A 16,144-nucleotide genomic window follows, 5' to 3' on the forward strand; every position below is an offset into this window, starting at 1 on the left:
GATGATGCCTCCCTTTCTGTCGTTTCTGACAACCCTGTGCGCCGTCATCCTGGCGTTCGGGTTTGCCGTGCGCATGCTGCTTGGCGTTATGCGCGCCGAGCGGTCGCGGGCCTCGGGAGTCCTGGCCCTGGCGCTCCTGCTGTCTGCCGGGCTGGAAACGACGGATCTGCTGACGCTTCTGTATCCCGGCATGTTGCAGTCATGGCGTATGGCCGGTCTGCTGGTGGAAGGAGCTTTGGGGCCGGCCTGGATCTGTTTCACGGCCCTTTTTGCCCGGAGCTACGAAGAGGGGCGGTTGCCCGGAATACAGCGTGCCATGATCCTCCTGTCCTGCCTCATGCTGCCCTGGGCCGGGTATCTGGCTGCTCAGGGCGCCTATTTTGCCCCGGATTTCGCGACCGAAGGCCTTCTTTTTCTCCTTCCCGGAAGCTTCTATTTCTATATCGGTTTCGCCGTATGCTGCGTCGTGGCCCTTCTCAATATCGAAGCCACCCTGGCGGCGGCCGTGCATCATCGCCGCTGGAAAATCAAATTCGTGCTTCTGGGGGCAGTGAGCATCCTGGCCTCCTTGATCCTCTATTACAGCCAGAGCCTCCTGCATCGTTCCATCAACATGAGCCTGGCCAGCCTGCGCTCTTCTGCCCTGTTGGTCGGCGCGTGCATGATGTGGTTTTCGGATTTGCGTCGCGGGTCCGAGGTGAGGATCAGCTTCTCCAGACGGATGGCCTTCAAATCCGTGGTTCTGGTCGCTGCCGGGTTGTATCTGGTCGGGCTCGGATTGCTCGGCGAGGGCGCGCGCCTTTTCGGAGACGAGCTGGGTCGGGCCGTGCTGCTGGTGATCAGCTTTCTGGCCGGGCTTGGACTCCTGATTGTTTTTCTTTCTGACACGGTGCGCCGCAAGATCCGTCTTTTTCTGCAGCTGCACTTTTATGGCGAGAAGTATGATTATCGCATCCAGTGGGTGCAGTTCACGCAGCATCTGGCAGCGGCCCGCACGCAAAGCGAATTGCAGCAGGCGGCATTGTCGGCCTGCTGTGAAACATTCGGCATCGTAGGTGCGGGGCTTTTTCTTTTCGACCATGGTCGCAAACTTTATCTGTCTGCCAGCCTGGTGGAGATGGATTTCCACGAAGGCGGTTTCGGGGCAGACTCGGCTCTAGTGACTGCGCTTGACCTCCGGCGTTCCGTGTTGCGCACGGCGGATGTTGACGACCCTTCGCCTTGGCTCGCGCGGGCCGTCTTCGCCATTCCCATTTTTCGCGAAGAAATGTTGGACGGATTCGTGCTTCTGGGTCCGCCCATCAATCCCCAAGAAGAGTATGACGAGGAGGACTTTGAACTGATGGACACCATGGCCCGGCATATCTCCTCGGCTCTCTTGAACATGCGCCTCCTGGAACAATTGGCTCGGTCGAGGGAGATGGAGATCATGGGCAAGGTCTCGGCTTTCGTGCTCCATGATTTGAAGAATCATGTCTATACGCTTTCGCTCATGGTCGACAACGCGCAAAAACATATCGGCAATCCCGAATTCCAGAAGGATATGGTCGATTCTTTGGGCCGCACGGTGGGCAAGATGAAGATCCTCATCTCGCAACTCAAGGGTCTCCCCGACCGGCAAACCCTGAAGCGTGAACCTGTGGGCCTTCTGTCGCTGGCAAGGGAGGCCACCCGTCCCCTGCCGCAGGAGCGTCTGGATTTTCAGGGTACGGATGTGCGGGTGCTGGTTGACAGCGTGGAGATGGGCAAGGTGATCCTTAACCTTTGCCTGAATGCGCTGGAGGCTTCCACGGCGGGTCAATCCATATCCATTACGGTCGGGGAGGAACCGGAGCCATTTGTGAAGGTCGTGGATCATGGCGTGGGGATTGCCGAGGAGTTTCTGGCGGGCGGTCTCTTCGAACCGTTCAAGTCCACCAAGACCAAGGGCATGGGCATCGGACTGTATCAATGCAAGCAGATCGTTGAAGCTCACCGAGGGCGAATCGAGGTTCGTAGTGTTCCGGGAGAAGGTGCTGAATTTGTTGTTTGTATTGAGGATAGATAGACTTTGTTATCAATTTTTAGGCGAGAGATATGGACTTGTAATGTGAAGATGTGTTATTTTTCAATAAAATTGATCGGTGGTGTCGAATAAAATGTGTTCTGATTCAAAAAATACCTTGAGTGGGGCCAATAATTGGAACATTTGCTTATTGTTGATGATAACGAGGATGTACTGACCCAGCTCAAATGGGGGTTGGCCTCGGAACCATACGCGCTCCATCTTGCCTCCAATGTTGACGAGGCGCTGGCTGTCTTTCGTCGGCTTCATCCCGGTGTGGTGACCCTTGATCTGGGTCTTCCGCCGCATGTCGAGTCTTCGGAGGAGGGGTTTAGGGCGTTGGCGGAGATGCTCAAATTTGAGCCTTCAGCCAAGATCATTGTCGTCACCGGCAATGACGATCGGGAAAATGCCCTGCAGGCGATCAAGCTGGGTGCCTTTGATTTTTTTCGCAAGCCCATCGACCTGGACGAGTTGCGAGTCATCATTCGCCGTGCGTTCCATTTGCATGGCATTGAGCGCGAGACAGTGGTTCAGCAGGGCGAAGCAGCCCTCGAGGTCAGGGACAACTGCGGGATCGTAGGGGCGTGCGCGGCCATGCGCGGGGTGCTGGGTCTTATCGACAAGGTCGCGGCTTCGGACGTGCCGATTCTTGTTTCCGGCGAGAGCGGCACAGGCAAGGAACTGGTGGCCAGAGCCATTCATGCCAAGAGTTTGCGCAAGCATGGTCCCTTGATCTGTATCAACTGTGGAGCCATCCCCGAGAACCTGATCGAGTCCGAGTTGTTTGGTCATGAAAAGGGAGCCTTCACAGGTGCGGCCTCCACGGTAAGGGGCAAGGTCGAATACGCCAGCGACGGAACCCTCTTTTTGGACGAGATAGGGGAACTGCCCGTCAATCTCCAGGTCAAGTTGCTCAGATTTCTGCAGGAGATGGTCATTCAACGTGTGGGGGGGAGAAAGGACATCTCCGTGAATGTGCGCATCATCGCGGCCACGAATATCGACATCGCCGCAGCCATAGCCCAGGGGCGTTTTCGGGAAGATCTGTATTACCGCATCGGCGTGGTCAATATCCATCTTCCTCCGCTGCGGGAACGGGAAGGCGACGTGCGTATTCTGGCCGAATATTTTCTGGATCGCATCACCCGCGATCTGGGTAAACCCCGATGCGGGTTCGCGCCTGATGCCCTGGCCTGCCTCAATACTTATGGCTGGCCTGGCAATATCCGTGAACTTGAAAACAAGTTGCGGCGAGCAGTGCTGCTTGCGGACTCGACCCTGCTCACGGCCGAGGAACTGGGTTTCGGGGAGGGTGTCGATGCCCTGAATGGGTTGGGTCTGAAGGACAAGACTCTGAAGGAAGCCAGAGCCATGCTCGAAAAGAAGATGGTTCTGGCTGCCTTGGCCAAGCATGAGGGCAACATAGTCAAGGCTTCTGACGCACTTGGGATCAGTCGGCCGACCATGTATGATCTTTTGAAGAAGCACGAGATCGAAAATTAGCAGGTAAAGGGCGTATTTTTTTTGGGTTCAGTTCTATGCAGATTCATGTTGGCAATGTATTCATCTTTTACATTTTTAATTTATGTTCATTTTTTTAATATAATTAATTTAAATTCTGAGATATTTGTATATTTTTATTTAATTTTTCTGATCTTTTAATTTTATTAAATACAGTATTTAATATTTATAGAGTAAATAATATATTTGAAATTATTAATATAGTGATAATTTTATATAAATTAAAATAGTTATTAAATGGGTTTTGTATGGCAAAATGTTGTGCTAATAAAGATCGTCTGTTCGAGTTGAGCAGCGAAAAGTCGGGCGCCGGGAGGGAGCGGTTCGGCCGTAAAATTCGTGGGCCCGAAGACTTTGATGGGTTTCGGGTGGTTAGCGAGTTGAAAGAGCAGTTGGGCGTGTTGATGGCGCAGGACGAAGGCCTTTCCAGGGTTTTGGGCTGTCTTGAAGAAAAAATGTCGATGTATCGGGATTTTTGCGATTTTCCGGCCCACGGTTTCATCTGCATGGACGTCCAGGGACGACTGCGGGAGGCAAATTCCTGGATGATCGATCAGTTAGGTGTGGAAAGCTGCGCACTGCTCAATTTGCCTTTCGAGCACCACGTTGTCTCTCAAGATGTGCAAAAATTCAGGGAACATCTTGGCCTAGTCTTCGAAACAGGGGTGCGGCAGACTTGCGAGCTGATGCTCAAACGGAAGAATCTGCAGGAGTTCCGGGTTCAAATCGAGACAGGCAGGTCTTTAAATGGTGGGTGCTCCGAATTATGCATCTCTGTTTTGAGATCCAGCCCAGATATGAGTGGTACGGTATTTAAAAATTTTGATTCTTGTTCTTGCCTTGATGAAGAGTTATGTTCCAAGTCAATGCATCAATTAGAAATTGAAAATAGATTTCAGATATTATTGCAACAATTTCACGCAATATTAAGTGATATTAATGGGACAGTAATAATTGTTTCTCCGGAAATGAGAGTTCAATGGTCGAACATAGTTAATGATTTTGGGATAAATTCAAATATACCTGATAGCGTTATGAATTACTGTTTTGAATTTGTTAGTAATTTTTCAAAATTTTACGAAAATGGAATTGTATTCGAATGTTTTAAGACAGGAGAGAAAAGGTCTTGCATTATTACGCATGGAGAGTCTGTGCTTGATATAAGGGCTTTTCCTGTTAAAGAAAATGGAAGTGTCGCTAATGTGCTTTTGCTGGTATGTGATGTTACGGGAAGAATGGCGATTCAGGAGGATGCGCAGTATGCATGTCATCTTTTGTCGCTTGGGGAGTTGGCGGCAAGTGTTGCGCATGAAATAAACAATCCGGTTAACGGCATCATCAACTACGGGCAAATATTGGTCAACGAGTGCGGCGCCGAGAGCATGGAGCATGACCTTGGGGCGCGGATCCTCAAAGAGGGGGAGCGCATCGGTCGCCTCGTCAAATCCCTCCTTTCCTATGCGCATGAAAGGCGAAAAGAGAAAAGGGCTACGTCGGTTTCGACGATTGTCGAAGAAACAATGGCCTTGACCCAGGCGCAAATCCGCAAGGACGGCATCCATCTTGTACTCAATTTTCCGGATACACTGCCCGAAGTCACGTCAAATCTGCAGCAAGTTCAGCAGGCGTTCATCAATATCATCAGCAACGCGCGCTATGCGCTGAATGAAAAGTACCCGGGGTGGCACAGGGACAAGAGTCTTGTGATCTCTGGCGAGGTCGTCATGATCGAGGAATGCCCTCATGTGCGGGTAGCATTTCTGGATCAGGGGGGCGGGATATCGGCGGAAAAGATTTCATTTTTGACCAAGCCTTTTTTCTCCACCAAGCCTTTTGGCAAGGGGACTGGTCTTGGGCTCAGTATCACGCAGAAGATCATTGAGGATCACGGGGGGTATCTGCGCTTTGAGAGTGAGGAGGGTTTGTTTACCCGCGTGATGATCGATTTACCGGTTCATCGGAAAGATGTGGGGAAATGACAATGAGCGGCAGAATTCTGATTGTCGATGACGAAGAATCGATCAGGTTCACTCTTTCACGATTTTTGCGTGTCGCGGGTCATGCGGTCGTGACTACCTCGAGTTGCAGCGAGGCCTTGTCCAAAATTTCCGGCGAAGGGTTCGATGTCGTATTTGTGGACATATTCCTCGAAGACGGCACGGGAATCGACATTCTGCGCGAGATCAAGGCGAGAGGGCTGAGTTGTCCGGTCATCATGATCACCGGTGATCCCGGTGTCGAGAGCGTGACCGAAGCCATTCATCTGGGCGCCTTCGACTACATTCCCAAGCCAGTCAAACAGGATGCATTGTTGAACGCCACCCGGCTGGCCTTGTCGTACAAACTCGCCAACGATGAAAAGGAGAGATACCGGTCGAATCTTGAGGCGATTTTCAGAAGCGTCAGAGAGGCCATCATTTCTGTCAACAACGATTCCGTGCTGATCGAATTCAATGAAGCTGCCAGAGAAATGTGCGGGTTTTCTCAGTCCGACGTTGGCAAGCCCGTCGGCTTGCTGCCGCAGACGGTCAACAGGAGATTCGAGACGATTCTCGCGGAAGGGCTGCTGAGCGGGAAGCCGCATGAGGAGGATCGCGTCGAGTGCCAGACTGGAAATGGGGTCCGCAAAGTGGTCAGTGCGCGAATCTATCCGCTGCTCAACGCCCAGGGCCAATCCACCGGCGTGGTAATGATGCTGCGTGACGATACGCATGTGTCAAATTTGGAGATGAAGCTCAAGGATTACGGACAGTTTTATCGTCTCATCGGAAAGAGCGAGCCGATGCAGAAGGTCTATGCCCTGATAAGAACGCTCGCCAGTGTGCAGACAACGACCCTGATCACCGGTGAAAGCGGTACGGGCAAGGAGTTGGTTGCCGATGCCCTGCATGCGGCCGGAGACGTCAGCGACAAGCCTCTGGTGAAGGTAAACTGTTCTGCCTTGCCCGAGAGCCTGCTGGAAAGTGAGCTCTTCGGTCATGTCAAGGGGGCGTTTACGGGTGCGATCAGGGATAGTGAGGGGCGCTTTCAGAAAGCCAGCGGCGGAACGATTTTTTTTGACGAGATTGGCGACCTTTCGCCCATCGTGCAGCTCAAGCTGTTGCGTGTTCTGGAAGAACGGGAGTTTGAGCGGGTTGGGAGTGCCACGACCGTGAAAGCCAATGTTCGGCTTATCGCGGCGACAAACAAGAACCTCCGGGAGCAGGTCGTCAAGGGTACATTGAGGGAGGATCTTTACTACCGTCTCAAGGTGGTTGAGATCAAGCTGCCTCCTTTGCGCGCTCGGACTGAGGACATTCCGCTCCTCGTCGATCATTTTCGCGAAAGGTTCAACGCAAAGTTCAAAAAGAACATCAAATCCGTATCCTCCGATGTATTTCACGCCTTTCTCAAGCATCCATGGCCAGGCAATGTGCGCGAACTTGAGCATATTATGGAACATGCCTTTGTGCTTTGTACCAAGGGCATTATCACGTTTGACGACATGCCATTGGATTTTCTGAAGTCTTCAGGAGTACGGAGCTCGCATTCAGGAAGCCGGAATGACGATGCGAGTGTTGTTCTTGAAGCTCTGAACAGTACAGACTGGAACAAGGCGAAGGCTGCGCGGATGCTCGGGATAGACAGGGTGACCCTGTACCGTAAAATCAAGAGATATGGCCTCGTCCGGGAATCTTCCGATACGAAACTGTTGCGTTTCTGATGCATCTTTTGCATGCAACGATTTTGTTGCATGCAACGTATTCTGCATGCAGTTTTCCAGCCCCGTATTCTGTTTTTATCGAAAAAATCAATTATTTTGAAGTAATGTGGAAGACATGTGAATTATTTTGTTGCTGGTATGAATATTGTATTAAATCTGTTTGGTGGTTTCGAGGCAGTGCTGGCTCGGATGTGGATACCAGCTTTGTATTTCCGCATAACCTCTTACAAAAGATCATCTTCATGAAATTTCATTTAAAATAGCCATGAATGCAAACATACTTGTCATCGATGACGAAGAATCCATTCGATTCACATTTTATAAATTTCTTGCCGAGAAAGGAAATCATGTCTGCACGTCAAAAAATTTGATGGAATCACTGTCTAAAATAAAAGAAAATGTTTTTGATGTTATAATCGTTGATATTATTCTTGGTGATGGATGTGGATTAGACGTATTGAGAAATGTTGACCGTAACGAAGTTGAAACGCAAGTCATCATAATGACTGCATATCCATCAGTAGAGACAATTGACATGAGTTTCAAAATGCATGCAGCTGATTATATCATAAAGCCTATACGGCAAGATGAACTCATTTCTTCTGTAAATAATATAATACAAAAAAAAATATCTTTGCGCAAAAAAAATAATATTGCTGTATAATTTTCACATTTATAAAAATCTGATTCCGGATTTGTGTAAATTTTTCCAAGTAAGATCTCACTGCAAACAATCCAACTCAGCAAAAGACAGGCTGGAGGTTTCTGACGGAGTAATGTAACAGCTCAATCATCCCCATCTTCCACGGTAGCAATTGATCTGCGATAAGGCATGCAGGGAAAGTTACCCAACTTTTTGTGCGGCTTGGGTTTGGACAGGCTCGGGAGAAGGGATTGGTCCACGTGTAGGGGCATGAGCGCCCGCATAGTGTCGAAGAAGCGTTTTATGAGTGGTGGGGCGCTAATAAGCGACATGACAAAAGGGGTTGGATTTTTACATCCAACCCCTTGATTTTCTTGTGGCGCGCCAGGGAGGACTCGAACCCCCGACCGATTGCTTAGAAGGCAATTGCTCTATCCGCCTGAGCTACTGGCGCGCATATGAGGAAAGCCTTGTTATTCAAGGACTCCTGGGCCGTCAAGCTTTTTGTCAATTGCGTTTCTCGGGGGTATTCCCGTCTCGTGTTCCCGTCTCCATTAATTTTTCCCAAATCCCCTAGTCTGGGGACTTGGGCTCTGTTAAATGCTGCGGTGTTTACTGTGCTTGCGCGCGGGCCTGTTCGGTTGGCTTGGAAAGGCCGAGCAGGTTCGCCGAAGCCTTGGCAATGATGTTCGACTGAGTGACACCTTTGAAGCTGTGAAGGTATAGAGTCGTCGTCATCGGGTTCGTATGTCTGAGTACCTTTTGTATTGTGGCGATCGACTCGCCTCCATGCAGCATGAGGGTTGCCGTCAAGTGCCTGATCTCATGGGCAGTGAATCTCTCAATCTCTGCTTTCTTGGCAATGCCTGTAAAGAACTTCGGACGGTTGTAGAACTTGGTTCCCGTCCGAGGACTGATAAAGACAAACTCCTTCAAGCCCGTGTCGTATCGCTGTTGCTGTAGTAGGTCGACAAGGTTTGCGCTGACGCAGACCCAATCAGCTTCGCGGCCACTTTTGCGTTTTCCCGTCCAAAGCCTCAGTGAGGAATTGGCGAGGTCGACATCCGACCATCTGAGGCTCAGTATCTCACGAAGGCGTCCGCCCGTCTCAAAGTATGTCAGCAACATCAGGCGATCCTGAGGGTCACTGCAGGCATCCAGAGCCTTCCTGAAATCGTCCAGAGTTGGCACATGGCGCTCTTTCTTGTCTACTCTGAAGGGTTTAATCTTCACGAATGGGTTCGAACACGAGAGCATCTCGTTTTCGATGGCCCAGTAGCAAGCGCTCTTGAGGTGTCGGAGGTCTCTGTTTGATGAGAACGCAGAGATATCCTGGGCAACCCGCTGCAAGTGCCGTCTCAGTGATACCTGGCTTAAATCATCAACATGCGTCTTCGAGGGAATGCTCTCAAAGAGCCTGCGGAAGGCCAATCGCTTTGAGATCAAACTGGTCTTCACCATGTTTCTTGCTTCAAGGTCACGTAGATATTCGTCGTGAAGTTCCTGTATCGTCGTGATCTTGTCTGGGCTTGCACTGCGGGCAATCTCGTCGAGCAGTTCCTTTCGGATAACCTCGTCGAGAAGTTTAGCCTCTCTCTTGGTGTTTGGTTCGGCCCTTCGTTCTCGTGATCTGCCTTGAACTTCAGCTCGTCCAAACCATTCTTTCTTCCCAGTCTTCTTGTTGATACGTTGTCTTGGCATTAGTTTAGCCCTTCCTTAAATCGCTCCACTATTTCTTTTTCAATGAAGCGAATATGGGCACCAGCTTTCTTTCCGCCAAGCTTTCGCCAATGCCTATACACCCACTGAGGGGAGACCTGCAACCATTCTGCAACCGTGGGAACGTCGACTAATTTACACTCACCTAGTACGCTGCCACCGTGATTGAGTTTTGCACCTTCTGCTGCGGTGCTGAATTTCATTCCTTCCATCAAAACATTTCTCATTGGTCCGAAGTAAAAATTTCATTGCCCTAACCCGTCCTCTTCAGGGATAATTGTGTTTGTCATCAAATAAAATACTGAATCTTCCTTCAGTACTAATGAACTGAACTTGTCATCCATATCATAATCTTATGTTTTGTCAAAAATTATCATTGGCTTGCAATGCATGTCTGCGGTCTCATGCAAAGTGTTCTGCGGAGAGATGGCTTCGCACTGGGCGTAGAGCACTACGGGCGTTGCCAGAGTCTGTTCTCGTGGAGCAGCGAGGCGCGCCCGTCTTGCTGTGAGGGATTGAGATGCGCTGCGATCTGCCAAGAGGCTCAGTTCTACACAAGCGTTGCGCCTCACAGACAAAAAGAAGATTGAGGCAGGTGTGTTTCTGGGTCTCTTTATTCTTGTCTGTCTGTGTGCTCTTTCAGTTGGGCTACCCACTACCCTCTCTCTTCATCTCTCATTAGGGGCAATAATCGTGATTATATCAATGAAATAAGTGTGTTGCGATATTGCGGGGCTCACCTTCGATGTGGTCGCCAAGGATTAAGTCGTCGCTCTCAAAAAGCGGGCAACAATGTTATCTAAGATCGTAATATCAGATAGTTGGATACTTAGCTTTCCTGCGCCAATAAACGTTGGTAGCGGGCAATAATTGTCCTGCGACGTCGGAGGATGGCATATGTGACGTTGACCAGCTATGTGGGTGACAAAGCGGGCAACTATTCTCTCAGTCCGCTCCAGCAGCCAAAAAGAAAGGCCACCTGTAGGCGGCCTATCATCTTTACTCTCGCTCCCACGGCAGGACTCGACCAAGCACCTCCGCAGAAGCTTCATCCATTGCCTTGCCCAGTAGGGCTGCGTCCTGCTCTCTGACTACGAAGCCGTCGAATATTGGGATGCATGGTATATCCAGGCTCATCAGCTTTTGTAGGACGCTCTCTGCTATCTCAGAGTCATAGTACTGCGCCTTTGTGCCGAACGCCGAGCAGAAATACTGGTTGATGGCGCTGTGCTTTGCTACGAACGCTGCGATGTAAGCGTTGATGTCTTTTGTTGTCAGATTCCATCCTTCCTTGGAGCTATGTTTCCTCATCGCAAGCTTCGCGCTCTTCATGTCCTTGCAGTTGATGACAATGAGAGCCATCGTTTTTGCGATCTCGCGGCGAAAGTCTTGAACATCCAACACATAGAGGTCGCCAGTCGGAGGCATCAGTCCCTGGAGTGCGTAGCAGATGTGGAGGTGAATAGCCTTGAAGTCGAGCGTGACAGTCGGGTGCCCACCCATTATTGCCCGCTTTCGCCATTTCTTGCGAATGCATTGGAGCCAGTGACCGTAGCGCCGTCCACCTTCTTGGAGTGATTCGTTATTGAAGACTCGGTATGTTCGCACACGATTCCGTGCAGCTATCGCGTATGCCTCTGAACATGCCGCGATAACGTTTGCAGTGTGATCGTCCAGTTCTGACTCCTTGAGCAGGCTGGCAGCATCCGCTCTCCTTCTCAGTCCTTCCTCGATTGCGCAAAGCGTGATGTCGTCGCCGTTGTCATCCTTGATCCACACATCGATCTTCGCGACATAGTCGGTTATCTTTTGCGATGCCGCTAGAATCTGATCATACTCGCCACTGAACCTAGGCGGTGCAACTATCCGTTTACTGCTATCCTTGATGATCACGGCTGGCTTGCTGGCAGCGAGATCACTATGATCGACATTGGACCATGTGAGCCAAGCTAATACGTTTGGACTGAGGCGATATCTTGAGGCCAATCCCTTCCCGCTGCTGCTTCCATCAGCCCGTTCAGACTCCACTAGGTCAGCCTTCGCCATAAGGTCGATAAGCTCCAGCAGGTACTTATGGGAGACGGGGAGTCTGTAGGCCTTGAGTTGCGGGTATCGGTTGAACTTTCTGAAGTAGCAGACCCACGGCCTATTCTCATAGAATTTTTCGAATCCACCATTGTGCAGCGCGTATTCAAGCGACGTCGATCCGCACGAGTCCGCAGCCATGAGTCCGTTTGCCATTATGGCCTCAAGGGTTCCGCGCTGCTTAGCGACGTCTGAGGGGCGCTCAGGACGCTTTAGTCCATGCTTCTCAAGGATGCTGAGAATGTTATTAATGACGATATCAACTTGTTTGTCTGTGACAGGACTGTTGTTCAACGCCGCCAAGATCGGCCTCTCTGCTCTGAGGCGCTCGATCTCAAGTTTATTCTTCTGGTAAACGCGCTGTCTGTCGATGCCCAACTCTGGACAGAAGTGGATGTCCTGCCCTTTCACTCCACCAACGGCCATCAGCGAGCCTCGTTGTCGTATCCGAGGAAGTTGGCAACGCCAGTGGTGCGCCTACCTCGTGGGCGCTTGCCGAGGCGGTAAGGCCAAATAGGACAGTCATCCACCTCGCAAGCCACTATGTCCTTGAGCTTTTCACTGCATTCTCTGCACTTGGCCCTGATCGAACGCAGGGGACGCGGCGCAAGCTCGGATCGTTTCCCCATGCGTAGCGAATTAAGCGGACAGTGAGTTGAGGGACACAGCCTGACTTCCTTTGGTGATCCGTTACAACACCACAGGCACTTCTGGCGTATGGCCCGATACTCCGAGGATGGCACTTCCTGGTCAAACCCCCCGCATAAATCGGCACATTTTTGAACGTTAGCCTCTTCGGCATGGTTCAGGTCATCCTTGGTTGTGTCGTTGGAAAATATGCCGATATTCGCAGGTATTTCGAACGCGTGATGTTCACATGTAAACACTTCCATCAGCGCGACTCCTCGACGCCGTTATCCTGCTCAAGGAGTTGAATGACGACGTGTCCAGGAATGCGCATGCTTCTGGGGCCTGGGCGAACAGCGATTAGCTTGCCGCTGTCGATCCAGCGACGAACTGTCTTGGTTGACACGCTCAAGATGGCTGCGACTTGGTTAATAGTGTAGAGGCGTGCGACCTCGACGTTGCCCAATGCAAAGATGGTCTGGGTGATGTTTGAACTGATTTCCATAGTGAAACCCCTCTCGTTGATGTTTGTCGCAGCGGAATTGCTGCAAACATTGAGGGGAAATCTACGGACGTGGTAAAAGGAGCGTCACCTTACGCCACCTTATGACCACTAGTGTCTCGAATATGAGTGGATCGCGGTCGGAACTTTTGAGTTAGCTCGCCCAAGGAGTCGCCGTGCCAGTGGGGCGGGCTTTAAAGATTATTCGCGTGTTGCGATTCAGGGGAAGGCGGTGAGGGCTGTGTAAGCTTCGACCCACCCTCATTGCAAAACACAACGAGGTGAGGGCGCTGTTAGTTTGTTAACGCGGGGCACTAATGAAGTCGGAGGCGTGCAGTTTTGGCAACGCGAGTCGATGCGGAAATGATGCCTGGGAAGGTTTGTTTGATACAAGAACGTGACTGAAGCCTTCAGTTAGGTGAAAGGCTTAATGTCAGAAACGGTCAGATTGGTCAGAAATGTCAGATTCGGTGTCGGAATGTGTCGGGGAAGGCGTGAATATGGTCATACTGATGACAGACCTCACCATTGAAGGCAAGAAAAGACACGAAAGGCAGAAGAGGCACTTCGCTTTGCTCGTGCGTGCAGCGGTGCAGTAGCCCCGCTACACATGTCTCTTGATTTTGCAATCAAGTATAAGATTGATGTATTGTACTAACTGAATTTAGTTGTGTCAAGCATAATATATTTTGCAGTCAATCATGATGGTTACGAATAGCTTGCTTTGCTTGCCAGGAAGGTGTTGCGGCTGGATACTCGTCTGCAGTAGTGATATTGCGTTAGATTGCGTTAGATGACGGCGTTTACAGTAACGAAGCGTAACGGATGGTGACAAATGGTGACGGCGTTACGCTGATCGCTCGGTCTGCTCCAGGCGCTTGAGGACTCGCTGTAGTTGAAGAAGCGACCACTGGCCTCCACGGGCAGTCGTGATTCCCTTCTCGTTGAGGGCGGCTACCATCTGGCGCTGTGTCATGCCGCATGTTTTGAACATCAAGAGGAAGAACCGCATACTCTCTGCAAACTCGTTAGCCTTGGCTATGCGCGGTTCGTTGAGCGTGCTGGACAGTTGGGGGTTGCCCAGCCTCTTGCCGTTCCGCTTGGCCTCGGCCAGTGCAGCCTTGGTTCGCTGGCTGATCCGCTTGGCCTCGTCCTCGGCCACCGCCGCCAGGATATGGATCGTGAGTGGTGTGGCGCTCGGCATGTCACAGCACAGGAAATCTACCTTACTCTCCATGAGGCTGGAGACGAAGTGTACGTTACGGGCAAGGCGGTCCAGCTTGGCGATGAGCAGCGTGGCCTTATGTCGTTTGGCGTAGGCGATGGCTTGCTGGAGCTGGGGACGTTTGGCCAGCGCATTGCTACCCTTGCCCGTCTCCACCTCGGTGAACTCGGCCAGGAGCTGCCAGTCCCCGCCGTTGAGGTACTGGCGAACGGCTTCCTGCTGGGCCTGGAGTCCAAGTCCTGACTGGCCCTGCTTCTGTGTGGACACTCGATAGTAACTAGCGAAACGGCCCGTGTGCTCTGTGTTTGCGGTCATCTTCATAGCCCTCCTGTGGTGCTTGACTACGTTTCTATATGCTCGTTTGTTAGTAGTCAAAGAGCCAGCAGCGGGCGCTTGTCGTGTCTGTCCGCCAAACGATGAAGCCCTGCCGATCTTCACCAGCAGGGCCTCGGCCTTCGCCTGTATGTAGTGGCTAGGTCGATGGCGTTCCGACCTGGCCGATGATGGTGTGCTATGAGCCTCCCTCTCGACGCCTACCTACCCCCATGGCGGGACAATGCCGCCCCCACCCGTGCCACCCATAGTATCTTTTGTGTCCTCGCATTTTTCGTTCCAGACACTTTGTATTTTCAGGCACGTAATCCTTGTGTAACTGACCCTCATTAGGGGTGCCATTCACGGCATCTTGCGTTTACACGAAATATTTTACACCCCTATTATAACATCAAATATTCATAAAAACTTATATCATCGTATGGCATTTTTAGTTTCTCTGATTCAGTTAAAAGATAATTGCAAAGCTGTTCGTCATCATGAAAAATACGTTCTATACCTTTTTCGTCAGTTAAAAAATAGCAATACCGTGTTTTGATTAAATTAAAGCCGTTACTTTTGAGGATGTCTTGTATTTTTTCATATTCCTTAATAATAATACTTATTTTATCTCTCCGCACCTTTTCTGGATTCTCAATTTTTCTTTTTAATAATTGTTGTTTATTATTCTGTTCAATATCTCTCGTCTTTGCATCTTTTATCCTGCCCACCCTTTCTTTGATATACTTATACTTAGCTTTATTCTCATCACCCTCGCACAATGCCATACATTTAGCCCATAGTGCCTTGTCTTGATTGTCTTCGTCTACTTCATTTGTTGCTTGTAAATACAGTTCGTCTTCGTTAATTACTTCAGAGTGCTTATTGTTATTCATGATTATTTCGCTGTGTTCCACTGAATCCTGTTTGTGTATCTGGATAGGCATGTCAACCTGTTTCTCTGGCATATTGTGTGATATATTTACAGGATTACTATATAAAATCTTGTCATTATATTGATTTTTATTAATTATTTGTTCATAATAATATGTATTTTTAACTCTTATAGATTTATTTAAATACAATGTCCAACATAAAGCGCCAATAAAATTTATTATAGTTTCTTTTAAACCAAAAATCTGGAGTCCATCATCAAATAAGCTGTGCATTAAAATTATAATGAATATCGATAATACAGGTCCAGTAGTCCACAGAGTAAATATGGCTAATTCAACACTTGATTTTTCGTGTTTATAATAAAGTCTATAAGCACTTAAAAGTCTTATACTGAGAGAAGCTAAAGATAAAATATAAACCCATTGTTTAAAGTTTTGCCATGTATCGAAAGATTTTAAGCCAGGATATAGGTGCTCTGCAATGCTAAACTGGCCTAATGATGCAATAGTTCCTATAATGCTAAGAACGCTTAAACTTAAAACAAGAAACAATAACCAGCCTTTCACTCCGACGAGTTCTTTGTCGCTCATTGATAGCCTCTCTCAAAGAGATAATTTTCCAGTTTCTATAAACTCACATTATCCCATTAATCAAGAATCTTTACTGTCATACACTGCACGCCTCGCCAATCCTCTCCTGCCTATCCTTATAAGTTCTCACCATCGACAAGACATGTTTGGTCGAAGAGGTATGACGACGCGCCGTCAGCATATTCGCGCACAAGAATAACCGCTAGCATGGGCAGACTCACTACTCTAGAAGGGGCATGCTGGACCACCACCCCATGCCCCGTGCCGCCTATT

General features: G+C 49.7%; 12 protein-coding genes and 1 tRNA gene. 5 read left to right on the forward strand and 8 right to left on the reverse strand.

What is annotated here, in order from left to right; translation table 11 throughout:
* Window position 1 precedes the first annotated feature (1 nt).
* The 5 genes from prsK (at window position 2) to CVU60_08060 (ending at window position 7,935) form a co-directional block, all read left to right on the forward strand.
* On the forward strand, window positions 2-2,047 hold the full coding sequence (prsK, locus tag CVU60_08040; GenBank protein ID PKN42160.1) for a PEP-CTERM system histidine kinase PrsK: 2,046 nt from the start codon (window positions 2-4) through the stop codon (window positions 2,045-2,047).
* 132 nt (window positions 2,048-2,179) lie between these two features.
* Window positions 2,180-3,550 carry a PEP-CTERM-box response regulator transcription factor gene (gene prsR, locus CVU60_08045; protein PKN42161.1) on the forward strand — a complete coding sequence of 457 codons (1,371 nt, stop codon included), beginning with the start codon at window positions 2,180-2,182 and terminating at the stop codon, window positions 3,548-3,550.
* A gap of 266 nt (window positions 3,551-3,816) precedes the next feature.
* The gene (locus CVU60_08050; GenBank protein PKN42162.1) at window positions 3,817-5,547 is read left to right on the forward strand and encodes a hypothetical protein; all 1,731 of its coding nucleotides are present in this window, start codon (window positions 3,817-3,819) and stop codon (window positions 5,545-5,547) included.
* Between the two features lie 2 nt (window positions 5,548-5,549).
* Entirely contained in the window at window positions 5,550-7,271 is a 1,722-nt protein-coding gene (locus tag CVU60_08055) for a sigma-54-dependent Fis family transcriptional regulator (protein PKN42163.1), read from the forward strand.
* Between the two features lie 265 nt (window positions 7,272-7,536).
* Complete coding sequence (locus CVU60_08060) at window positions 7,537-7,935, forward strand: hypothetical protein (protein PKN42164.1); 399 nt, start codon at window positions 7,537-7,539, stop codon at window positions 7,933-7,935.
* A 356-nt stretch (window positions 7,936-8,291) separates the two neighbouring features.
* Here the strand turns inward: CVU60_08060 and CVU60_08065 are convergent.
* The 8 genes from CVU60_08065 to CVU60_08100 form a co-directional block, all read right to left on the reverse strand.
* Window positions 8,292-8,368, reverse strand: a tRNA-Arg gene (locus CVU60_08065).
* A 158-nt stretch (window positions 8,369-8,526) separates the two neighbouring features.
* Window positions 8,527-9,615, reverse strand: coding sequence for a hypothetical protein (locus tag CVU60_08070; GenBank protein ID PKN42165.1), 1,089 nt, complete (start codon window positions 9,613-9,615; stop codon window positions 8,527-8,529).
* Window positions 9,615-9,845, reverse strand: coding sequence for a hypothetical protein (locus CVU60_08075; protein ID PKN42166.1), 231 nt, complete (start codon window positions 9,843-9,845; stop codon window positions 9,615-9,617). The genes CVU60_08070 and CVU60_08075 overlap by 1 nt, the downstream gene beginning before the upstream one ends.
* A 787-nt stretch (window positions 9,846-10,632) precedes the next feature.
* Window positions 10,633-12,144 (reverse strand): hypothetical protein, encoded by a 1,512-nt coding sequence (locus tag CVU60_08080; protein ID PKN42167.1) that lies wholly within the window; start codon window positions 12,142-12,144, stop codon window positions 10,633-10,635.
* On the reverse strand, window positions 12,144-12,611 hold the full coding sequence (locus tag CVU60_08085) for a hypothetical protein (GenBank protein PKN42168.1): 468 nt from the start codon (window positions 12,609-12,611) through the stop codon (window positions 12,144-12,146). Before CVU60_08085 ends, CVU60_08080 begins: the two co-directional genes overlap by 1 nt.
* On the reverse strand, window positions 12,611-12,850 hold the full coding sequence (locus CVU60_08090; GenBank protein PKN42169.1) for a hypothetical protein: 240 nt from the start codon (window positions 12,848-12,850) through the stop codon (window positions 12,611-12,613). Before CVU60_08090 ends, CVU60_08085 begins: the two co-directional genes overlap by 1 nt.
* Window positions 12,851-13,694: 844 nt before the next feature.
* On the reverse strand, window positions 13,695-14,387 hold the full coding sequence (locus CVU60_08095) for a resolvase (GenBank protein ID PKN42283.1): 693 nt from the start codon (window positions 14,385-14,387) through the stop codon (window positions 13,695-13,697).
* A 401-nt stretch (window positions 14,388-14,788) separates the two neighbouring features.
* Entirely contained in the window at window positions 14,789-15,871 is a 1,083-nt protein-coding gene (locus tag CVU60_08100) for a hypothetical protein (protein ID PKN42170.1), read from the reverse strand.
* Window positions 15,872-16,144 lie beyond the last annotated feature (273 nt).

The sequence above is a fragment of the Deltaproteobacteria bacterium HGW-Deltaproteobacteria-18 genome, from assembly GCA_002841885.1.
Classification (GTDB): domain Bacteria; phylum Desulfobacterota; class Desulfovibrionia; order Desulfovibrionales; family Desulfomicrobiaceae; genus Desulfomicrobium.